This is a genomic window from Vitreoscilla stercoraria DSM 513, assembly GCF_000382305.1.
Classification (GTDB): domain Bacteria; phylum Pseudomonadota; class Gammaproteobacteria; order Burkholderiales; family Neisseriaceae; genus Vitreoscilla; species Vitreoscilla stercoraria.
On the sequence record NZ_KB908037.1, the window covers coordinates 1 to 21,438 of the forward strand.

General features: G+C 43.0%; 18 protein-coding genes and 2 pseudogenes. 3 read left to right on the forward strand and 17 right to left on the reverse strand.

The annotated features are described in order from the left end of the window. The 9 genes and pseudogenes from H150_RS14460 to H150_RS0112355 all read right to left on the reverse strand — a co-directional run. Nucleotides 1-157: pseudogene (locus tag H150_RS14460) on the reverse strand (IS256 family transposase); the annotation flags it as partial. A gap of 71 nt (nucleotides 158-228) precedes the next feature. After that, a complete protein-coding gene (locus tag H150_RS14890; RefSeq protein WP_342345094.1) occupies nucleotides 229-1,110 on the reverse strand; it encodes a TonB-dependent siderophore receptor in 882 nt (293 codons plus the stop codon). 305 nt (nucleotides 1,111-1,415) lie between these two features. Then, a pseudogene (locus tag H150_RS15395) lies at nucleotides 1,416-1,874 on the reverse strand (TonB-dependent receptor plug domain-containing protein); the annotation flags it as partial. A 20-nt stretch (nucleotides 1,875-1,894) separates the two neighbouring features. After that, a complete protein-coding gene (locus tag H150_RS14900) occupies nucleotides 1,895-2,491 on the reverse strand; it encodes an ATP-binding cassette domain-containing protein (protein WP_169708881.1) in 597 nt (198 codons plus the stop codon). A gap of 40 nt (nucleotides 2,492-2,531) precedes the next feature. Continuing rightward, the gene (locus H150_RS14905) at nucleotides 2,532-3,542 is read right to left on the reverse strand and encodes an ABC transporter transmembrane domain-containing protein (protein ID WP_051083050.1); all 1,011 of its coding nucleotides are present in this window, start codon (nucleotides 3,540-3,542) and stop codon (nucleotides 2,532-2,534) included. Further along, nucleotides 3,539-4,900 (reverse strand): iron ABC transporter permease, encoded by a 1,362-nt coding sequence (locus H150_RS14475; RefSeq protein WP_051083052.1) that lies wholly within the window; start codon nucleotides 4,898-4,900, stop codon nucleotides 3,539-3,541. Before H150_RS14475 ends, H150_RS14905 begins: the two co-directional genes overlap by 4 nt. Next, nucleotides 4,900-5,517: an iron chelate uptake ABC transporter family permease subunit gene (locus H150_RS15230; RefSeq protein WP_169708883.1), complete on the reverse strand. Its 618-nt coding sequence runs from the start codon at nucleotides 5,515-5,517 to the stop codon at nucleotides 4,900-4,902. Before H150_RS15230 ends, H150_RS14475 begins: the two co-directional genes overlap by 1 nt. After that, on the reverse strand, nucleotides 5,511-6,389 hold the full coding sequence (locus H150_RS0112350) for an ABC transporter substrate-binding protein (RefSeq protein ID WP_081619587.1): 879 nt from the start codon (nucleotides 6,387-6,389) through the stop codon (nucleotides 5,511-5,513). The genes H150_RS15230 and H150_RS0112350 overlap by 7 nt, the downstream gene beginning before the upstream one ends. Further along, on the reverse strand, nucleotides 6,386-7,093 hold the full coding sequence (locus tag H150_RS0112355; protein ID WP_051083056.1) for an ABC transporter ATP-binding protein: 708 nt from the start codon (nucleotides 7,091-7,093) through the stop codon (nucleotides 6,386-6,388). Before H150_RS0112355 ends, H150_RS0112350 begins: the two co-directional genes overlap by 4 nt. Before the next feature lie 812 nt (nucleotides 7,094-7,905). Between H150_RS0112355 and H150_RS0112360 the strand changes: the two genes are divergently transcribed. Then, on the forward strand, nucleotides 7,906-9,015 hold the full coding sequence (locus H150_RS0112360) for a YkvI family membrane protein (RefSeq protein ID WP_019959369.1): 1,110 nt from the start codon (nucleotides 7,906-7,908) through the stop codon (nucleotides 9,013-9,015). A 299-nt stretch (nucleotides 9,016-9,314) separates the two neighbouring features. Here H150_RS0112360 and H150_RS0112365 read toward each other — a convergent pair whose 3' ends face one another. Together H150_RS0112365 and H150_RS0112370 are read right to left on the reverse strand one after the other, a co-directional pair. Further along, the gene (locus H150_RS0112365; protein ID WP_019959371.1) at nucleotides 9,315-10,337 is read right to left on the reverse strand and encodes an ABC transporter permease; all 1,023 of its coding nucleotides are present in this window, start codon (nucleotides 10,335-10,337) and stop codon (nucleotides 9,315-9,317) included. After that, on the reverse strand, nucleotides 10,337-11,386 hold the full coding sequence (locus H150_RS0112370; RefSeq protein ID WP_019959372.1) for a microcin C ABC transporter permease YejB: 1,050 nt from the start codon (nucleotides 11,384-11,386) through the stop codon (nucleotides 10,337-10,339). Before H150_RS0112370 ends, H150_RS0112365 begins: the two co-directional genes overlap by 1 nt. Before the next feature lie 182 nt (nucleotides 11,387-11,568). On the opposite strand from H150_RS0112370, the gene H150_RS0112380 reads away from it, so the two are divergent. Together H150_RS0112380 and H150_RS0112385 are read left to right on the forward strand one after the other, a co-directional pair. Then, nucleotides 11,569-12,420 carry a ferritin-like domain-containing protein gene (locus tag H150_RS0112380; protein WP_019959374.1) on the forward strand — a complete coding sequence of 284 codons (852 nt, stop codon included), beginning with the start codon at nucleotides 11,569-11,571 and terminating at the stop codon, nucleotides 12,418-12,420. An 8-nt stretch (nucleotides 12,421-12,428) separates the two neighbouring features. Further along, nucleotides 12,429-13,079, forward strand: coding sequence for an HAD family hydrolase (locus tag H150_RS0112385; protein ID WP_019959375.1), 651 nt, complete (start codon nucleotides 12,429-12,431; stop codon nucleotides 13,077-13,079). Nucleotides 13,080-13,436: 357 nt separating this feature from the next. Here the strand turns inward: H150_RS0112385 and H150_RS0112390 are convergent, their stop codons facing one another. From H150_RS0112390 to H150_RS14485, 6 genes are all read right to left on the reverse strand, one after another. Next, nucleotides 13,437-14,534: a siderophore-interacting protein gene (locus H150_RS0112390; RefSeq protein ID WP_019959376.1), complete on the reverse strand. Its 1,098-nt coding sequence runs from the start codon at nucleotides 14,532-14,534 to the stop codon at nucleotides 13,437-13,439. After that, on the reverse strand, nucleotides 14,524-15,750 hold the full coding sequence (locus H150_RS14480; protein WP_019959377.1) for an MFS transporter: 1,227 nt from the start codon (nucleotides 15,748-15,750) through the stop codon (nucleotides 14,524-14,526). Before H150_RS14480 ends, H150_RS0112390 begins: the two co-directional genes overlap by 11 nt. Nucleotides 15,751-15,758: 8 nt before the next feature. Beyond that, nucleotides 15,759-17,897 carry a TonB-dependent receptor gene (locus H150_RS0112400; RefSeq protein ID WP_019959378.1) on the reverse strand — a complete coding sequence of 713 codons (2,139 nt, stop codon included), beginning with the start codon at nucleotides 17,895-17,897 and terminating at the stop codon, nucleotides 15,759-15,761. Between the two features lie 125 nt (nucleotides 17,898-18,022). Beyond that, nucleotides 18,023-19,054 carry a helix-turn-helix domain-containing protein gene (locus tag H150_RS0112405; RefSeq protein WP_081619589.1) on the reverse strand — a complete coding sequence of 344 codons (1,032 nt, stop codon included), beginning with the start codon at nucleotides 19,052-19,054 and terminating at the stop codon, nucleotides 18,023-18,025. A 508-nt stretch (nucleotides 19,055-19,562) separates the two neighbouring features. Further along, nucleotides 19,563-20,096, reverse strand: coding sequence for a response regulator transcription factor (locus tag H150_RS0112410; protein ID WP_019959380.1), 534 nt, complete (start codon nucleotides 20,094-20,096; stop codon nucleotides 19,563-19,565). Next, nucleotides 20,093-21,319: a sensor histidine kinase gene (locus H150_RS14485; RefSeq protein ID WP_019959381.1), complete on the reverse strand. Its 1,227-nt coding sequence runs from the start codon at nucleotides 21,317-21,319 to the stop codon at nucleotides 20,093-20,095. The genes H150_RS0112410 and H150_RS14485 overlap by 4 nt, the downstream gene beginning before the upstream one ends. Nucleotides 21,320-21,438 lie beyond the last annotated feature (119 nt).

Genomic DNA, 21,438 nt, shown 5'->3' on the forward strand with positions numbered 1-21,438 from the left:
GCAGTTTCTTGGGTGAATGTTGTTCCAGCAAAATCTGCAATTCGGTTTCAACCGCTTTGGCAATCAACTCCCTGGCTCCCTGACGCAGCAAATCGGTCAATGGGTCATTGAATGTTTGCTGTGGTTGTACGAATGCATTTGGGTTAAAATCAGTCATGGCGTATTCCTTTTGTTGGTTGAAATCTTGGCGGAAATCAATCAACAGGATACGCCTTCTTCATTTGTACGTCATACACCAGAAATGACTATAGCTCCTTGCACTTGTACGTTGGAGGCATCTGAGACTAAAGCATTTTTCTCTTGTAAATCAAAATAAGCGAGTGAGAAACGACCATCTAAGTTCATAGGGCTGTATTTCAAACCAGCTTCAATTTGTCGGCCTTCGTATGGCTTGTACGCACGATTATTGGCATCGCCGCCTGAAATTGGGCGGAAAGATTCAGAGTAGTTCACATACGGTGACAAACCCATGTCAAATTGGTACATCAAACCCGCATTGTAAGAGGTATGATTGACATTATAGCTTTGGTCAACGACACCAATATGACCGGAGCTTTTGGCTTGGTCATGACGAACACCCATGTTCAATACCCAATGCTGGTCCCATTTGTATTGATTTTGTGCATACAGGCCGGTTTGTTTCAATTTGATGTGGTAAGGGTCACCGCTTAAGGTGATATCAGCACCGTATTGAGGGTTGAACATGTCCAAGCCAGGCACATAACCGAAGCCATTGTTTTTACCATCGGTGGTGGAATGCACATAGTCCATGCCAACCAATAAGGTATTTTCAAAGCTATCCCCTTGCCACAGCTTGCTGATGCGGTTGTCCAACGTATGAACATCGCTGTCACCATCGCTGTATGAATAACCACGGTAAGCAGTGCGATCGCCATCCGAACCCCATGCAAACACGCCTTGGTTGAGCAAATCTAAATGGCTATAGCGGTAATTTTGGCTGAATTTCCAACCATTGCCAAAGTCATGCTGCAACTCATAACCAGCAGTGACTTGGGTGCGGTCAGTCTTATCAAAACTGGGTTCTCCCATGGAGGTGTCACGGTCAATTTTGCCGTATGGGGTATCGATGAGGGTGCCATAAGCGGGCAAGAAACCATTGGTGGGTCGGCCTTTTCATGTTGGTAGCTGGCCAATAGGGTGAGGTTGGTATGCTCAGAAATATCCCAAGTTAAGCTGGGCGCAAAATAATAATGTTTCATATTGGCAAATTCAATTTGGCTGTCTTCTCGCCGCGCTTGCGCCACCACACGGTAGCGCACGCTGTTGTCTTCTGTCAAAACCCCGCTGTAATCTGCACCTATGCTACCGCGTTTGTCGGTTCCCAAGCCCAATTTGACTTCGCCTGCTGGTTCGGTTTTGGGACGTTTGCTCACTAAATTGACCACACCGCCAGCATTGGCTGCACCATACAAATTGGAGTTGGCACCTTTAATCACCTCTATGCTTTCTAAGCCATAGGTTTCAGGCAACCATACAAAAAAACCATTAGGAGTGGTGACGTTGCCATCGATGGCCACTGAAGCATCGAAGCCGCGTATTTTGAACCAGTCGACCTTGTTGTCATTACCGTACATATTGGTCAATACGCCCGCTTGGTTGGCAATGGCTTCATCGACTTTGTGCACGGCTTGTTCGTCCATGCTGTTGCGCTTGATGATGTCTGCTGAGCGAGTGTCATGGAATTTAATGCCGCCGACTTTACCAGCCGAACCAACCACAACAATGGCGTTGAGCTCTGTATTGGTTTCTGTTGCTGCGTCAGGTACATCAGTAGCATATACAGGCGCATATGCCAGTAAAATGGCAGTGCTTAACAGCGCCAAATGAAATTTTTTAGAAGAAGTAGAAGACATAATGGGTCTCTTTATGGGTTTTAAAATGATGAGTGTGCACTGGCTGGATCGTAGTCAGTGAGTTTGCCTTGGTGCATTTGGATGATGCGGTCGGCATGATGAAAGTATTTGTCATCGTGGCTGATGGCAAAAATGGTATGGCCTTGTTGCTTGAGTAACGGCAACAATTGCTCGTAAAATACCTTACGAAAATGTGGATCTTGATCAGCAGCCCATTCGTCCAATATCAATACAGGCCGCTGTTCTACTGCCGCAATGAGTAGGCCTAAACGCTTCTTTTGACCTTGTGACAAAGCAGTATTTTGAATGTGACCATCAACAATTTCGGTTTTGTTGTGCATGCGCAAATGCTGCAGCCATGCATGAATCAAATTGGTATCGGCAAGTTGACCATCACCACTCAATAAATGGCTGAACAAATGCACATCAGTGAACACACTGGAAAAATACTGACGGTATGCCCAGCGGTTGTTGGCATCGATTGTGGTGTCATCGACCTCAATGTGGCCGCTGGTGGGAAGATACAGGCCGCTTAATAACAACGATAAAGTCGATTTGCCGCTGCCATTTTGACCAATCAAAAAAACGGTTTCGCCACGTTGTAACGTAAAATCCAATGGGGCCAAAACAAAGTTTGATGTACCATTGGTTGCACTGTCATAGGCATATGTTACTTGATTTAAATGGATGCGTTGCCAATCTTTTGGCAACAGCGTAGGTTGTAAAAAAATCGGTTGAAGGTTCAGGCAGATTCAGTTCGCTTAAGGCTTGTAATGCCACCTTGCCTTGTAATACAGTAGGGTAAGCACCTACCGCTGCCAACAACGGTGTGCGGATGAACAATACGGTGATGGCGATGGTGGTCGCATCGGCAATACTGGCCCAGTGTTGGTAATAGGCCAAATAAAAAATAAACCCGACTGCACCCAACATCATCACATTCGTCCAATTGCCAGCTAATGCATGAAAATTGTCAGCCCAAACTACATGATGGCGACGTTTTTGTGCAGTAGGGGCAAATGTTTCATGGTAAAAACGCTGGGCACGGTAGTGGTTCAAACTCAGTTCTTTGTGACCATTTAAGGCCGCTTCATATTGCTGGAATAAGTCGTTTTCTTGCAGACGCATGTGTCCTAAGTGACGATACACATGCTTGACGGTGATATAACTGCCCATAAGGGTTACAGCCATCCACACCAGTGTCACAGCAAATAAACTCGGTGACAAATACAGCAAATAAGCACAAGCTGCAGTGATAAACAAACCGCCTTGCAGCAATTCGGGCATGCGCACAAACATATAACTGATGGCTTGAATGTCGCCAGAGAGACTGGCCATTATTCTGCCTTTACCCAAGGTTTGGATGTGGCGAAAGTCGCTGTCCATAATTTGTTTGAGTAGGCGCGTGAGTAAGTCGTACACCAATTGGTGTCCCAAACGGGTTAAAGCCATTTGTGCCCAAGTAGCAAGCAACAAATACAACAGCAATAAACCTACAAACCATACAATGGCTTGACTATACGTTGTATCGGCCTGTAACAATCGTGTGTTGATAAATGCCAACACTGCCACGCCCATGATGCTGGAACACAATGACAACAGCAGCATAATGACAATGTGACTGCGATAACGTTGTATGGCAAAAGACAGGGTTTGGGTAAAATTCATGTTTTTCGCATCAATCTAAAGAAGTAAGCTCCACCAAGTAAAGTGGCCATTAGACCGGCGGGGATTTCATACGGATAAACAATTTGGCGGCCTAACCAGTCGGCAAATACCATGGCAATCACCGCAATGGTGGCAGCGGCCATCAGTTGGTGTAAGGGCTTATGAAAGCCCAAAATTTTGGCTAAATGCGGGGCCCATAAACCAACGAAGCACATGGGGCCGAGCATCAAAGTGGACAGTGCCGTCAAAATAGCGGCCAAAACCACCAGTATTTTTTGGGTTAAGGGTACATTCAAACCCAAAGATTGGGCCATGATGGGATTTAAGCTGAGCAGTCCTAAGCAGCGTGCTAGGGGTAGGCTCAGTATCAACAACAGCAAAGCAATGCCAATTAAACCATTGGCCAATAAAGGTGTGGCTTGGTAAGTTGAACCAGACAACCAAACCAAAACACTTTGCGCCCGCGGATCACCTACAGCCAAAAACACATTGATTAAAGCATCAAACAAAGCAGCGATGGCCATGCCAGTGAGTAAAATGCGTTCGGGCTGTAAACCGCTGTTGCGGTTGAATAACAAAATGATTGTCAGAGTGGCTATGGCCGAACCTACACCGCACATCCACAAATAACCACTGCTGCTGATACCCAATAAGAGGGCAATAAATACACCAGCGGCAGTGCCAGCACTGATGCCAAGCAATTCGGGACTGGCCATGGGGTTGAGCGTCATGCGTTGCAAAATGACGCCTGCCGTAGCCAACATGATGCCTGCCGCTGCGGACATCAACAATCGTGGGTAACGCAATAGCCAAGCATCTTTGTCCAAATTGATGTACCAACCATATGCATCTTGTGTTACCCACAGACTTATCAGCAATACCGTGACTGCTAATACCATCATGATGAAAATGGTGGGGCGGTTGAATGGGGTGATGTGGACGTAATCTTTGTAGTCTTGTACCAAAGGTGTTGGCAAGGCGCGAAAAATCAGCCATAACAATAAAGGCGCACCGATAAAAGCTGTTACTGCACCTGTAGACAATAGCCAACCTGTGTGCAGTGCCAAAATTTGCAATACGGTATCGGTAAGCAATAGCAACAAAGCACCGATGGCAAACGCGACCATGCTTTGGGTTTTGAAATTGTGCAAGCCAAGATGTTTGCTCGCGGCTGCCGCAGCCAAACCTGCAAAACCCATCATTCCCACCATGCTGACAACGCTAGCACATAAAAAAGCGGCCAATACCAAGCCTGCCAAGCGCAAAGACAACACAGGTACGCCCAAACTTTTTGCTTGTTCATCGCCTAAGCTAAGCATAGACAATGGTTTGGACAATAAAGCAATGGCGATAAACACTATGGTTGGGTTGCACGCAAGGTCAAATCCAAGACGTCTTGCCAGCCATCTTGTACCAAAGAGCCACTGCTCCACTGCATGATGCCGCGGGCTTCTTCGCTGTAAAACAGCATCAATGTCATGCTTAATCCACCCAAATACAGGTTTAAAATCAAACCTGCTAAAATCATACGCACAGGATGAAGGCCATTTTTGTATGACAAAGCCAACACCATACTCATGCTGACAATAGCCCCCAAAAAAGCCCAGACATCCGCACGCCACAACATCCATTTGGGAAAAAACAGCGTGACGATTAATAAAACGATTTGTGCACCGCTGCTAACGGCCAAAGTATTGTCTGCGGCAAGGGGGTTACGGGTTAGTTGTTGCAACACTACCCCACAGACCGCTAACACTCCGCCTGCCAACATCGCCATAACCAAGCGAGGTAGCACCGAGGTTTGCAGTAATAGGGCTTCTAAAGACAATTCTTTAGAATTAGAAAACAGTATTTGCCAAGCAGGTGCACCACTGTCATGCCATAACACAAGAAGACTGATAAGGCACAGTAACAATAAGCTGCCCAATACCCAGTGCCATTTTCGATTGCCTCTAGGCAGTTGTGTACTTACCATGTACCCACCTTGTTGCCATTTAAGCTGGCAGTCAATTCATTACCAAAACGCTGCATAGAAGGCAGAGCTCCAAAACTCCACACTGCCGGCAATACAATTTGATTGACCGAACGACTGTAAGGCAAGCGTTGCCATAACGCACTTTTTTGTAACTGCTGTGCCACATTGGCAGGATGAGGGTGCACGACGATTAAACGGGTGTTTGCAGGCAATTTAGACAGTTGCAATAAATCAATTTGGCTAAAGCCCCATGCATTGGTTGGCATGTTCCAAGCATTGCGTAAACGAAGTTGTGTCAAAGCTTGACCATACATGCTGTTATTGCCATATATGCGTAAATGGCGCGCATCTATGAATTGCACGATGGCATAAGGCCGCTTTGCATGTGGTGCCAATTGCTTGCTCTGGTGTGAAAATTGTTGCATGGCTTGCTGAATTAAGGTTTCAGCAGCAGGTTGACCAATGAGTTTACCCAATGCTCGGGTTTGTGCCACGCTATGGTGCCACTCTATGCCTTGAGAGGTAAAGAAATCGATGCTGACACTTTTAGCATTTGGGATGGCCCGTGCTTGCAATTGCATAAACCACGATGAATTCACAACCAAATCAGGACGCAATTGGCGTATTAATTCCAGATTGGGTTGGGCACGCAAACCAATATCAACAGTGCTAGGAGGTAATGCAGGTTGTGCCACCCAGCGCTGGTATGCACGTTTGTCACCCACGCCAATAGGTGCATGCCCCATCGCCACAAGGGTTTCAACAATGGCCCAATCCGATGAAATGATTTTGATGTTTTGTGCCTGTAACAAAACTGGTAGGCACAACAAAGCAATCAATAGCGACCTGTAAAGGTTTACAGGCCGCATCATAATAAGGCCACAGTGTGTTGATTCACAGGATGGGGCAATAAAGATAAGGCCACGCCATAAATATCTTGAAGCTTTGCTTGAGTCATCAATTCTGCTGGCTTTTCATCGTAGAGCAAGCTTCCGTGTTTGATGGCAATCAAGCGGTCGCAGTATTGTGCGGCCAAATTAATGTCATGAATAACGATGATGACACCCAAACCCAATTCATGGGCAAGAGTGTGCACCAATTGAATCACTTCCAATTGATGGGCAATGTCCAAAGCTGCCAATGGTTCATCCAGCAGTAAATAACGGCTTTTTTGTGCCACACATATCGCCAAAAACACGCGATGGCGCTCTCCGCCTGACAAAGTGTCAACCAATTGTTGTGCAAATGCTTCGGTATGCGTCAGTTTCAAGGCCTGATTGATGATGTGTTCATCTTGGTGATTCATGCATGTCATCAAACCATGCCATGCAAAGCGCCCCATTTGTACCAATTCAAAGGCAGTGAGTCCAGTAGCTGCAGGCAGGTGTTGGGGTAAGTAGGCAATTTCTCGAGCCAAAGCCTTGCTATGCCATTGTTGCAGTGACTTGTCATCAAGTAAAACTGTGCCATGAGTCGGTTTGAGTTGCTTAGCCAGCAGCTTTAGCAAAGTGGATTTACCTGAACCATTGTGACCGATTAGGCCAGTGACCATGCCAGTTGAAAATTGCAAAGACATAGGTTGTAACAATTGACGCTGAAGTACACTGAACTCAATCCGATTGATTGATAACAAAACTGATTCCTATTTACTATAAGCAATGATTGTAGGCAATATTGCAGCATAGGAATAAATTAATATTCACTATAATTTTTATAGTTTTTTAAAATAATCTTTGTAAAGTCTTGTGGTGACTGCATGTAAATATGCATATAAATTATGTTGAATGTCATGATATTGTTAATTTTTTGGTACAGGTGCAACAATATTGCGTAAATTTTGCCAGATTAATTTCATCTTTGTGTTTTGAATGAATACCATGTTGCTTAGCATTTTTAATGCAAGTTCGATTTTATGTATTCAAAACCTTGTTAGAAGACAATTTGCATATCTGACCTGTTTCCTTGTAGGAGTATACTTTTGTAGAGTCATCTAAGGTAGAAATTGGTGGCAACAGCGAGGGATTTTTTGGTCATGACTTTGACCTTTTAAAGTGAGTGAATATTCTCTCAGAAAAGTGTCTTATTGTATTAGACCACTACAGGCTTAGATAGCAAAATCATTTTGATGGAGGCGTATGGCTATGTGTTGGCGGTGAATTTGAGTCGCTTAGGAACACAACATTTAAAGCGCTAATTTTTATTTCTATGGAATATGTATAAATTAATATAAAAAACATAGCCATTTATAAAAAATATTAATTTTTTGATTATATATTAATAAGATAAGTGGAAATTTATGACAATATTATGTCGAAAATATACATTCAAGGTTAATTAAAACACCTTAGATTTGCCAGTTCATTCATTATCAATCTCTAAGGCAAGTCTATGGCACAAACGCAAACACATATTTCTTGGGGGCGTGTTCTCACGTATGCAGGCGCATTCATCGCTTTTTTGATTGGTTCGGGCTTTGCTACTGGTCAAGAAGTCATGCAGTATTTTACAGCTTATGGTTATTCAGGCATTTTAGGAATATTGGTCGTATTGGTGTTGTTTTGTTATGTAGGGCGTGAATTTGTCATTATTGGAAATCATCAACGTTTTGAAAATGGTGGGCAAATTTATGAGTATCTATGTGGACGCTGGGTAGGTAGATTCTTCGATTACTTTTCTATTTTATTTATTTACATGTCGTTTATTGTCATGATTGGAGGCACTGGTGCGACGGTATCACAACAATATGATTTGAATCCTTGGATTGGTGCTTTGGGAATGGGATTTGTTGTCGCATTAACAGTGATCTGTGGTTTAGATAAAATTGTGGATGTTTTAGGTAAAGTCGGCCCTGCTATTGTCGTATTGACAATCATTTTAGGCGGCATTGCTATGGCCAAAAATCCAGATGGATTGGTGTCTGTTAATGAAATTTTGCCGAGTTTGAATTTAATGACGGCATCGGGTCATTGGTTTTTTGCAGCTACTTCGTATGTAGGATTTTGTATGCTGTGGTTGGCAGGTTTTATGAGTTTAATGGGGTCTTCTGCGAAAAATTTGAAAGAAATTACTCGTGGCGCGGTTTTAGGTGCTTGTGGTTTCAGTTTGGCACTGGCCATTATTGCTTTGGGTTTAATGGCTAATTTGGAATTGGTAGCAGGTTCTATGGTTCCTACTTTGAAATTGGCTGGTTATATTCATCCGATGTTTGCTACGGTGTTTTCTGTCATTGTATTAGCTGGGATTTATACGACAGCAGTACCTTTATTATGGCAAGCTTCAGCTCGCTTTACTAATGGTAAATCGGCTGGTTTTAAAATTTTGACAGTGGTTTTAACAGCCATAGGCGTCTTTGTTGGTATGAAAATTCCATTTGACAGTTTGGTCAATGCCATTTACGTCATTAATGGTTATGTTGGTATTGTATTATTGGCATTTTTATTCATTCATACCATTCAACGCTTGCGTCATGCCAAGGTCTTAACTCTAAAATCACAATAAACCATCATTACAAAATATTAAGTATATTGATTAGAAAAGGTCAGTTACAGGATGCTCGGAAACATAACCTTTTATTTACCTGACAATCAGCCTGAATCCATTTTCAGGCTTTTTTTATGAGTGACGTTTACTGCCAGTAAGATTTCAAAGAAACTGCCTTGTGCATGTTGGTCAGGAATACATGCTGAAGCCATATCGGAATTTTGGACATTGTTACAAGCGTCCTGTAAATATTTGGCTGCCTAACTGCCTAACTTATGATGGAGAATTTGGCACAAAGCATTAATCCAAGAAGAGCATTATTTGCTTCTTCTCACATCCAAAGCGGCGCGCAAAGCTTCGCCAATAAAAATCAATAGCAGTAATAAGCATACCAAAGTCATGAAAGTGGGGACACCTATCCACCAAGCATCGAGATTGTCCTTAGATTGTGCTAACAATTCCCCCAAGCTCGGTTTGTGACTGGCCACGCCTAAGCCTAGAAAATCCAAACTGGTTAAAGCCAAAATGGCACCTGATATTTTAAATGGTAACAAAGCAATCACAGGGGTTAAGCTGTTGGGCAAGATATGGCGCAACATGACATGCGTGTGACTCGCTCCCATCGCACGCGCCACTTGTACATAATCCATTTGTCGGTTTTTCAAAAATTCTGCGCGAATATACGTATTGGTGTCCATCCAGCTGAACAAAGACAACAATACCAATAAAGTCAGTAAACTCGGTTCAAAAAATGAAGCCAAAATAATCAACAAATACAGTTCAGGCAAACCGCCCCATACCTCCATAAAGCGTTGCATAATCAAATCGACTTTGCCGCCAAAATAGCCTTGTATGGCGCCCAAAACCAAGCCAATGACTGTGGTAATCAAAGTCAAAACCAAACCAAACACCACCGAGTCACGAAAGCCATACACCAAACGTGCCAACACATCACGCCCACGATCATCTGTACCTAACCAATGTTGTTTACTTGGAGCTGCGGGAAATGGTTCGAAATCAAAATCATTCAAAGTGGTGGCGGCATAAGGATTGAGTGGATACACAGCCCAATTGTCACCGTCCTGTAAACGCTGTTTGATAAAAGGATCGAGATAATCGGTCGGTGTTTCAAAATCGCCACCGAATTCGGTTTCCAAATAGGTGTTCACAATCGGTTGATACGATTTGCCTTCATATTGCACCCACAGAGGCTGATCATTGCTCCATAACGGCGCCAATAACGATAAGGCAAACAAGCATATAAAGATTTTCAAACTCAACATGCCACGTCGATGATTTTTAAATTGTTGCCAAGCACGGCTGCGAGTGAAAGCCAACATCAACGCTCCCCATCAAAATGTATGCGTGGATCCACCAACACATATGACAAATCCGATAACAGTTTTGCGAGCAATCCCATCAAAGTGAACACATACAAAGTGCCCATCACCACAGGATAATCCCGCTTCATTACCGCTTCATACGACAACAATCCTAAGCCATCGAGCGAAAACAAGGTTTCTATCAACAAGCTGCCTGTAAAAAATGCGCCCAAAAATGCGGCAGGAAAACCTGTAATCAATGGAATCATGGCATTGCGAAACACGTGTTTGAACATGATACGTCGTTCACTCAAGCCTTTAGCACGCGCTGTATACACGTATTGTCGGCGAATTTCTTCTAAAAACACATTTTTAGTCAATAAAGTCATCACTGCAAAATTGCCCACGACCGATGCGGTAATCGGCAAAACCATGTGCCACAAATAATCCATGATTTTTTGAAAAGTACTGAAGCTGTCCCAATCATCACTGACCATGCCACCTAGTGGAAACCATTGCCAAAAACTGCCGCCACCAAACAAAATCAACAACAACACGCCCAATACAAAACCGGGAATGGCATAGCCAATCAAAATGAACACGCTGCTTATTGCATCAAAACGGCTGCCATCGCGCACGGCTTTGCTGATGCCTAATGGAATACAGACCAAATAAGTTAAAAAAAACGTCCACAAACCCAAACTCATAGATACAGGCAGCTTTTCTATTACCAATTCGGTCACTGTTTTGGGTTGAAAAAAACTTTCGCCCAAATCAAAACGCAAAAAATTGCCCACCATATCTACAAAACGGGTTAACGGAGGTTGATCAAAACCATACAAAGCTTTTAGTTTGTCCATCTCTTCTGGGCTTAAACCATGTTGGTTACCACGCAAACTACCGCCGCCTGAAACTTCGGCTGTGGCTTGAGTGCCTTGTGTTAACTGTTGCACCATTTGCTCTACGGGTCCACCGGGGACAAATTGGATGATGGCAAACGTCAATGCCAAAATACCAAGCAACGTAGGAATGAGCAGCAACAAACGTTTTAAAATATAAGCAAACATGGGAATGTTATCTCCATCAATACAAATGCCATATTACCATCATGAAAGTGACATGACTCAAGATAAACTGCTTCCGAAATATTTGAGTGGGTTCAGATTTGAATTTTTGATTGAAATTCCTCAATCAGACAGAACCAAACAGGTTAAAATATTGGCTTTGAAAAAATAAATTTGAAGGACGTATGGTGTTGCCTGTTTATGCTTGCTTACATGAAGCATTATTAGAATGTGAGCCCGTCCGAAAATGTGTGTTGACCCAAGCTTTGTATCAAGCCAGTGTCGAGCAAGCTTTGAGATGGGATGAAAATACGCCTATTGAAGATTTTGCGCGGGCAGGACAACCCAAGCGTCCTGTATTGGTGGAGCCTAAAGCCGTCAAACACCGCAAAATGAACACGCCTGAAGGTTATGCCGCTTTATTACATGCCGTGGCGCATATTGAATTCAATGCGATTAATTTGGCTTTGGATGCCGCTTATCGTTTTCGCCACATCAGCCAAGCGTTTACTTTGGATTGGTTGCGTGTGGCATCTGAAGAAGCTTTGCATTTTGATTTGATGCGAGAGCGTTTGCAAGCGCATGGTTTTGATTATGGTGATTTTGAAGCACACAATCATTTGTGGGACATGGCATATAAAACTGCTTACGATCCTTTGTTGCGCATGGCTTTGGTGCCAAGAGTGCTAGAAGCGCGCGGTTTGGATGTCACGCCTGCGATGCGTGCTAAAATCGAGCAAAAAGGCGATGTTGCAACCTGCCAAGTGTTAGATATCATTTACCGCGATGAAGTGGGGCATGTGAAAGTGGGCAATGATTGGTACCATTATTTGTGTCAGCAGCGTGGTTTAGATGCTTTGCAAGTGTTTCAAGATTTGATACGTCGTTATGATTTGTTTTTGTTTCGGGGACATTTGAATATGGAAGCGCGTGAGCGAGCGGGTTTCAGTGCGTTTGAATTGGCACTGTTACAAGACTTTCAGGCCGCACAAGAGCAACACCCACCGCAATGGAAACAGGCTTTGAGCCGTGTATGAGGATGAATATGAAAATAGAAGCGGTATTGTTTGATTTAGATGGCACGTTGGCAGATACGGCTTTGGATTTGGGCGGCGCATTGAACACGATGTTGCGCAGTAAAAATTTGCCTGAAGTGGCGATGGATGACATCCGTCCTGTAGCCAGTCATGGTGCCAGTGGCTTATTGAAATTGGGTATGAATATGGATAAAACCCATCCAAATCATGCTGCTTTGCGCCAAGAGTATTTGGATACTTATGAGCAATGTTTTGACCAAGACACGGTTTTGTTTGAGGGCATTAATGAAGTGATTGCAGAGATTGCAGCGCGTGGCTTGAAATGGGGCATCATTACCAACAAACCGCACACATTCACCCATCGTTTGGTACCGAGCTTGGGTTTCAGTGTCGCGCCTGATGTGGAAGTCAGTGGCGATACCACAGGCGAAGCCAAACCCAGTGTGAAGCCAATGTTGTATGCGTGTGAGCAAATCGGTGTAAATCCTCAAGCGTGTTTGTATGTGGGTGATGCGCAGCGGGATATGATCGCGGGTAAAAATGCGGGCATGAAAACGGTATTGGTGTCTTGGGGTTACATTCATGCGGATGATGACACAGCCAATTGGCCTGCTGATGTGGTAATCGATACGCCTATGCAATTATTGGATTTGTGTTAATTGAAAGTCTGATTTCTGAATCATGCAACTCAAATGAAAAATGCACTGCTTTAAATAAACAGTGCATTTTTTGTATTGAAAAAGTGTGCTGAAAACGTTACAGGACGCTTTAAAACTGTCATGGTTTAGTTTTTGCACAATGTATCGGCTTTATACCTGAGAAATTCTTGTTTACAGTGAAACCATATCCCATCTGATTAACAAAAAATTGGCAAATTGCAAACTGTCAAAGCGGTCTTTCTATCATATACCAACATTTGAGGCGCTTTAATGAAACTCAGTACTCATGATTTTGGGGAAACCGATGAGCATTGGTGACAAAATGAGCCAAAATAGCGCACAAATGTTGAAGGAAAATTAACGCTTGGTCCAATAGCCTTTGACTCGATTTTTTGTGCCCAGTAATTGATGATGTTCGCGCAGATGCTTGCGTATTTTCTTGGCCAAAGTATTTTCAAGTGCAGCCCACGCCGCCTCTATTTTAGGGAGTGAATCAATAAGATCAATGATTGCCTGATCTAAAAAAGCACTGTTAGAGTCGATATAGTATAAGCCTGTACCCGCAGGAACATCTATCTGGTTGATATAGGCATGTTCAGCTTCGTCCTGTAACACATTGATTAAAATAGGTGGAATTGGATTGTGCCAGTTCTCTAACAAAGCCATCACAGTTGGCAATGAGGTTTCATCTGCCATCAGCAGCGTTTGACCTTGATGCAAATGGTCTGTTGCTTCTGTATATTCAGATGTACTGTGTATGATGTCGCCTTTTTGCAGAGATTTTGCCCATTCGCCTCCAGCAGTCGTACCATGCAGATATATGTCTACCCATGCTATTTCATTATCTTCACGATATTCTACTTTACGCAAAGTGTAATAACGCATGTCTTTCACCATGGAAAACATGATTTTTTCTCGCCTTTGCTGCGATAGATGCGGCAATACATGCATAAATATGCGCTGAAACCATCGCTGGATGAGGCTGTTTTTTTCAGAGTCACCATTAGGGCTAGCATTGAGTACTTTTAAAGAAAATAACCATGCAAAGCCCGGTGCGTTGGGCGGTAACGGTTGAGAGGTTTTTAAATACAGGCGCAACATATGCGGTGATACCATGGTTTGCCCTAACACCTCAAAATACTGTTTTTGATTGTGATGCAAAGATTTACCTTGTTTCACCATGGCGCTGTGTGCCAAATACAGGATTTGCTCTTCCAAATCACCTCTGAGTACAAACGGTATCCATACTTCGGTCTCAGTGGCGTTAGGCGATGAATCAATTGCCAAATAACAACCTTCAACAAAAATATCCAAGAGTTTGGCTGCGCAGGCATCAGCATGGCCATGGGCTTGTGCGATGGCCAATAATTCGGTTTGATGGTCATCGTTTAAATGATCGATGATGTCTATTTTGGCATCAAAGTCAGTGATGGGAGTGTGTTGTTTAGGATTCATGAGGTTTACTTGAAAGAGAAGACAAGACAAAACGGGATAATACAGCTGCGGTAGCCGAACAAGTGACCGCCAAAATGGCGACAAAGGCATAACCAAAATGTTGCGCCAATGACATGCTCAGAGCAGCGGCAATAAAAGCAACCAACATGGGTAATGCGTTTTGTATGGTATAGGCTGTGGCTGGGGCATCGGTTTGAGATGCTTTATCCATCATCACAGCCGTAATGCTGGCATACAGCAAAGGCAAACTGATGAAATAGCCAAACACACCGACATATACCCACAAGCGTCCTGTAAATCCCAATGCAGGTGGAATTAATGCCACTAAGCACACTGCTTGTAACAAAGAGGCATTTTGGACATTGCGCACGCGGCTGTGGCGTTGAAACCAAAATTTAGCCAGTACAACCGCGCCAATGCCGACCAAAGAACCAAATACTTTGATGGCGAAACCAATATCAGGTAAGGCCCAGCCATGGTCTACCAAATTGGGGGTTAAAATGCTGAAAATCGGCATAAAGCCAAACGGGTATAACAACAGCAAAATGAGCCAGCCTCGGTTGCCTTTCCACACGGCAAACCATTGTTTTGCACTGTGATAGAGGGTGTTGGTTTGGATTTTTGCTGCCGAAGGTTCTGGAAAAAAGACCAATTGCAGCCATGCCAAACTGGTGAGTACCGCCATCACCATTAAGCACATTTTCCATCCCCAATCGGGATACAAAATCAACACCAAACCGCCGCCGATCATGTTGCCAATCAGGCCGCAGCCTACTTGTAACAAAGACACAGAGGCACGCTGATTCACAGTAAATACTTTACAACTGAGAGCATCCAAAGCCAGATCTTGGGTGGCTGTTAAGATTGCAAAGCAAAATAAGACCAGCAGCAAGGCGTGTAAATGGACAGCGGGCTGTAAAAAGCCAGCGCCAAACAAGGTTAATACCATGCTCGCTTGTGCCAGCAACAACCAATTTTTGTAGTGGGCACGGGACGTATGCCCCCAACTGTCAATCACAGGTGCCCACAAAAATTTCAATGCCGCTGGCAAGGCCATCAATTGCACCATCGCCAATTGACTTAAGCTATAGCCTTGTTGGCGCAATATGGCGATCAAAGCCACACTGATAAAGCCTATGCCGATGTATTGGGTGATGTATAAGCTACAAAAAAAATACCATACCGAATGGGCGCGTGTTTGGGGGTATTGCAACATCTTCTTCCTTAAAACTCGTATTTGTATTTCACACCAACACTGCGACCTTGAGCTTGGATTCCCAATTCATATGTGCCTTGCATCATGGCGTAAGTCATGTAACGCTCATTGGTCAGATTTTTGGTCCATAAAGACAATTCATGCTGTTGGTCTTGAATGCCCAATGCCGCATCCACTAATGTATACGATTTCAATTGCAATTTATTATCGGCTTGGGCGGGGCGTGAGCCGACATAGCGTAAATCCACATTTGCAAATGCTTGCGGTTTCTTTAAGAAAGAAATGGCTACAGGTCGCTTGTATTCCATGCCCAAACTGGCAGCAAAACGCGGTACTTCAGGAATGCGATTGCCATTTTTGGTGGTCACACTGGTGCTGACGATGCTTGGGTCATCTGGCGTAGAAGTGACTTTGGCATCGATAAAACTCAAACTGGATTTCAGATTGAAATAAGGGTGTGGTTTGATAAAACCACTGAACTCGATGCCTTGCGATTGGGTGTCTACGTTGAAGCTTTCAGTGACATAATCGGGCAAGACATAAACTGACAATTTGTCGTTTTTAATTTGATTGTGAAATAAAGCCAACGCCATGCCCCAGCGACCGTCAGATGCACCACCTTTCAAGCCCAATTCAAAGGCATCAATATGGCCTGCATCGTAAGGCAAGTCTTGTTTGCCTTTGGAAACTTGGGTGCCATAGTCGTTGTATCCCGCAGGTTTGTGACCCCGTGAATACGTGCCATATACATGCCAATTGGGTGTAAAGGCATAATCCAAACCCAAGCGTCCTGTAAGCGTGGTATCACTGAATTTTTGATTGTCTTGGCTGTTGACATGGCTTTTTTGATAATCCGCATGGTAGCGAGTGGTGTCATGCGCCACGCGCAATCCTGTGATGCTGGAAAGTTTGCTGGTCCACGGATAAGTGACTTCACCAAACAATGCCATATTGTTGTGCACATATTGACGCGCATATTCACCTTGCCCTGACCATGCATAGTTAAAATCACGGTCAAAGCGGCCATAATACACGCCACCAATCCATTTCACTTCGCTTTCAGGCAAAGAGCTCAAAGTGATTTCTTGTTCAAAATTGCGATTTTCTTCTTGTTGTTGGTTTAAATTGTTGGCCGGAATGCTGAAATACGGCAACATTTGTGGCATGGCTTTGCCAAGGTACTCCAATGCATACAAAGCGCGAGAGGCATCACCTTGATGGTGTAAATAAGCCGTTTTAGAGTTGATTTGGAAGTGATTTGATTGATGGTTCACATCCAAATCCACACCCGAAGTTTGGCGTTTGGAATAATGGGGAATATCGCCTAAGGTTAGATAACTGTCATTGTTGACAAATGGACCTGTCATCACCATCGGCATAAAATTGTTCAATTCCGAATGATGCCCTGTCAACATGATTTGGGTGTGGTCTTGAGGAGTCCACAATAATTTACCGCGCACACTTTGGTTTTTTTGTTGATTGACGGCATCTCCTGTGGTGCGTTCCATCACATAATTGTCTTGCCAGACGCTGCTGCCTGCCAAGCGAAACGCCCAATCTTCTGCCAACGGAATGTTGACCATGCCTTTAAGGCTGCGCTGTTGGTTGTTGGCGTAGCCGACTTCCATATTGGCACCAAAATAAGGAGTAGGGTTGCGCGATTTTACATTGACAGTGCCTGCTTCGGAGCTGCTACCAAACAACGTACCTTGAGGACCTTTGGCGACTTCCAACTGTTCTATGTCATACAGGCCGCTGGCCAAGCCCAATAAACCTTGATTCACACCATCAATACGGATACCGACAGAATTATCATCCAAGCTGGTGTGGCTCACCGCGCCAACACCGCGTATCCACATATAACTCATACCAGGATCACCACCATCATGGATGTCCACGCCAGGTATGTGTTTCAAACTATCTTGTACGTTGGTGAACTGGCGGCGATTGATTTCTGCACCGCTTAAGGTGTGAACGGTTAATGGGGCATCCAAGCTTTTTTCTTGCACACCTCGGGAGGTCACTATGATTTCGGATAATTCTGTATCAGTAGCATCATTGTCATGCTGTAAATCCACAGCGTGGCTCATGCCAGAAAATGCCAGTAATAAGCTAAAGTAAATGGTTTTTGGGGCGGGGTTAAACATTTGTTAACAATTCAATAGACAAGATGTATGAATTATCTTTTTTATGTTATTGATAATCAATATCAATAACATAAAAAATGGAAACAATTTTAAAAATTCGGGAAACTATTTGATTTATTAGGAAATTATTTTGATTCATCCATTAGGCTATTTGGCGTATAACCATGGTAGGTGGTAAAGACTTTAGTAAAATAATGAAGATTACAGTAACCCAAATGATTGGCTACTTTAATAGGACGCATGCCAGAACTTAACAAGACCAGTGCCGTTTCCATTTTGGCTTTCTTGGCATAAGACGCAATGGTCAAGCCTGTGTGATGTTTAAACTGCTTTTTTAAATCGCATTCGTTTAAACCTACTTGTTTGGACAATTGCCGAATCGTGTGATTTTGTATGACCTCTGTATCTAAGATGTGTTGCGCCATGACAATTTGTGTTGGCACCGAGTGGTAATGATGCGTCTGATCAGCGAAGAGATGCGTGAGTAAATTCAATGATATGGATTCGATTTTCAATAAATCGAATTCATTGCTTCCATGCGGTAAGTCGAGCAATTGTTCTGCGAGTAAAAATAAGACAGGGGGAGGTTTGCGCATGATTTGTACGGCTGCTTGGTCAGGGCTAGCCAAGAAAAACTGGCTGATTTCGTTCACTGCCTTATCAGGAAGCAATTGTTCCAATAGTTGTACATCAAAATCTAAACCCACACTTTGAATGATTGTTTGGTTGGGTATGTCAGCTTCGACAACACCCAAGCAACCACGACGCAGCCATACTTGCATAGGGAAAACTGAAATATCGGTGTGCAAATCTGGAAAGTGAAAATCAAAACGGCCTTTGATGGTGATGTTAATACCGAAGTTGAGTAGGTTTTTTTCATTAATCAGATGTTGCGCTGTATTAGATGAATAATTATTACGAAACAATACGATGCGATTGAATCGGTATAAGTCAGTATAACCATTGCAATGAGGGAAAATTCCAACATGATAATTGGGTTTACAATGTGTAAACGTAATCCCATTCATATTCGATGAAAGACCTGTTTCACGCAGCTGACTAAAACTGTTGAAATTACTCATCTCACAAGTATTTGTTGGTTTAGGAGTCATCATACATATCTCTTTGAATTCCAGTATTGTGTAACTTTGGCTCATCCTTGACAAGCAATCATAATAATCAAGACATCATTTCGATATATCGGTGTGGAACCTTACCTCAAATCCATCTTCGTTGAATCATCGTTCAAGCAACCGCGCACCTTTCTATCAAATAGGATTGGCAGCCAGTCATCTGTCACATGAAAAAATAGGAAGTGGTCACAGCGGTTGTTTGCGATGTCGCGATTGTTGGTTTGGTTTTTAAATAATTGTAATCATAGGGTTATTTTGTATTTTATAAATTCAAGCTTACAAAGTTAATCAAGCGTCCTGTAAACTTTTTTTACAGGACGCTTGGTGATTGAGTCATGAAAATGCAAAATAACGCAATAGGGTTAATTTGTTTTTGAATGGTGCTGATTTGTACGTTTTAAACTCAACTGGATGGCGCCAATTGAGTTTAGATAGCATGTTTTTGATTGCAGATGCCGTTCCAGATTGGCTCAAGTTCACGAGTAGGAAGAGAACGGATTTAGTGTTTGCGTGAGCAGTTTTCAGATAAGGATTATTTTTTAACAGGATGTTTCTGTAACATTCTTTGCAAGGTGCGCCTATGCATATTTAAGGCTCGGGCAGTAGCAGAAATATTGCCATGATTTTCTTCTAAAACCCGTTGTAAATGCTCCCAAGTCAAACGTTTTAATGACAATGGATCTGCTTCCAAAGGCGTTTCAATGAGCAAATTTTCATCTTTATTTGGCTGGATAAAACAATTTAAAATGGTTTCAACATCAACAGGCTTAGGCAAATATTCACAAGCCCCTAATTTAATGGCACTCACAGCAGTGTTGATACTGGCATAGCCCGTCAAAATGAGAATGGGAGTGTTTGGAAATTGGGCGTGTAAAATGGGCAATAATTTTAAGCCACTTTCTGCCCCCAAATTTAAATCTAAAATAATGCCGTCGCCCGCTTCTTTTAATTGCAATGCTTCTTCTGTGGTATGGCAACATATTAATGTATGACCTAAGCGTTGCATACTGCGTTGGAGTAAGCGTGAAAAGGTTGGATTGTCGTCAATTAAAACATATTGGCTCATAATTCTGTAATCGGTACACAAATAACAGCTTGTACCCCTCCTTGTGGTCGATTAAACAAATTCAAGCTTCCGCCCATTTTTTCAAGAGTTGCATGGGACAATTGTATCCCCAAGCCCAATCCTGCTGGCTTTTGGGTCGCTTGTACTTGCAGACCTTCTTGGTAAAAATAGTGCTCAGTCAGTGAACCTTTTTCATTGATAACATGGACGGTTAACCATCCTTTTTCTATTCGCGTATCCAAGCTCACTTGATTTTCACCGGCATCTGCTGCGTTATTCAAAATATTGAACAATGCCGGCCAAAACAAAGGATCTAGGATGACTTTTTGTGTATTTTTATGAAAATATTGCCACTGTACCACCACTTGCGGGCGCAAATTGCGCCATTGATTCAAATGTTGTTCTAAGACTTGATCGAATACAGTAGGTTGATGGTTGATTTCTTGTTGCTCACGTAGTTGATGTAAAATTTGAGTACATTCATCCAATTGCAATTGCATTAAATCCAAGTCTTCCAAATCTTCAGAGCTGCTTTTGGCTCGATATTCTCCGACTAATAAATACAAGTTATTCAAAGGCGTTGACAATTGATGTGCCAAATTAGCCGCATTCATACCCAACCACAATATGTTTTCATCACGCATTTGGTTGCGATCTGCTTCTCTGAGTAAACGATCTCGTTGTTTTAAATCAGCCATCAGCCATGTCACAGCAGCAGTCATCATACTGATACTGATACCAAAGGTCAGCCACATGCCTAAAAAATGCAATTGAATGTTTTGATGTAGCCAGTGATGGCTGATTAAAGGTAAATACCAAACATACATGATTCCATAAGCCAACACACTGGCGATTGCCATGCCAATGGCAAAAACATATTGGCACATTAAAGCTGCAAATAAAACTGGAATCAAATACAAAAAAATCAGTGGATTGCTGGCGCCACCTGTAAAAAATAAAAATTCCGTCAATACCCACCAATCCAAACACAAACCTAATACCACGGCCCAATAAGGTTGGTAAGCATCGTGTTTTTGATAAACCGACAATAAAATATTGCCCAGTATCAATGTCAACCATGCTTGCGCAATTAAGAGATGCGGCAATGGAATATTCAAACCCAAGCACAATATCCACATTCCTAGAGCAGCCAGTGACCAAAGCCAACGAAGCTTGAGATTGGCATTTGCCAACCGCACTTGATCTATCAACAAACTTTTCATTCACGCAATCCATTGAAAATAAAAAACTAAAATTCAAGTGCGACAATATGTCGCATTGTGAAAAATCATTCATTTTTTAATAATAACCCTGATCGGTTGATTTTAGTCAAATTTGTATT

Excerpts from the sequence above, each read along its gene's own strand:
- H150_RS14905 (WP_051083050.1), bottom strand. The coding sequence starts at position 3,542 with ATGAATTTTACCCAAACCCTGTCTTTTGCCATACAACGTTATCGCAGT.
- H150_RS15230 (WP_169708883.1), bottom strand. The coding sequence starts at position 5,517 with ATGGTAAGTACACAACTGCCTAGAGGCAATCGAAAATGGCACTGGGTA.
- H150_RS0112350 (WP_081619587.1), bottom strand. The coding sequence starts at position 6,389 with ATGATGCGGCCTGTAAACCTTTACAGGTCGCTATTGATTGCTTTGTTG.
- H150_RS0112355 (WP_051083056.1), bottom strand. The coding sequence starts at position 7,093 with ATGTCTTTGCAATTTTCAACTGGCATGGTCACTGGCCTAATCGGTCAC.
- H150_RS0112360 (WP_019959369.1), top strand. The coding sequence starts at position 7,906 with ATGGCACAAACGCAAACACATATTTCTTGGGGGCGTGTTCTCACGTAT.
- H150_RS0112365 (WP_019959371.1), bottom strand. The coding sequence starts at position 10,337 with ATGTTGGCTTTCACTCGCAGCCGTGCTTGGCAACAATTTAAAAATCAT.
- H150_RS0112370 (WP_019959372.1), bottom strand. The coding sequence starts at position 11,386 with ATGTTTGCTTATATTTTAAAACGTTTGTTGCTGCTCATTCCTACGTTG.
- H150_RS0112380 (WP_019959374.1), top strand. The coding sequence starts at position 11,569 with ATGGTGTTGCCTGTTTATGCTTGCTTACATGAAGCATTATTAGAATGT.
- H150_RS0112385 (WP_019959375.1), top strand. The coding sequence starts at position 12,429 with ATGAAAATAGAAGCGGTATTGTTTGATTTAGATGGCACGTTGGCAGAT.
- H150_RS0112390 (WP_019959376.1), bottom strand. The coding sequence starts at position 14,534 with ATGAATCCTAAACAACACACTCCCATCACTGACTTTGATGCCAAAATA.
- H150_RS14480 (WP_019959377.1), bottom strand. The coding sequence starts at position 15,750 with ATGTTGCAATACCCCCAAACACGCGCCCATTCGGTATGGTATTTTTTT.
- H150_RS0112400 (WP_019959378.1), bottom strand. The coding sequence starts at position 17,897 with ATGTTTAACCCCGCCCCAAAAACCATTTACTTTAGCTTATTACTGGCA.
- H150_RS0112405 (WP_081619589.1), bottom strand. The coding sequence starts at position 19,054 with ATGAGCCAAAGTTACACAATACTGGAATTCAAAGAGATATGTATGATG.
- H150_RS0112410 (WP_019959380.1), bottom strand. The coding sequence starts at position 20,096 with ATGAGCCAATATGTTTTAATTGACGACAATCCAACCTTTTCACGCTTA.
- H150_RS14485 (WP_019959381.1), bottom strand. The coding sequence starts at position 21,319 with ATGAAAAGTTTGTTGATAGATCAAGTGCGGTTGGCAAATGCCAATCTC.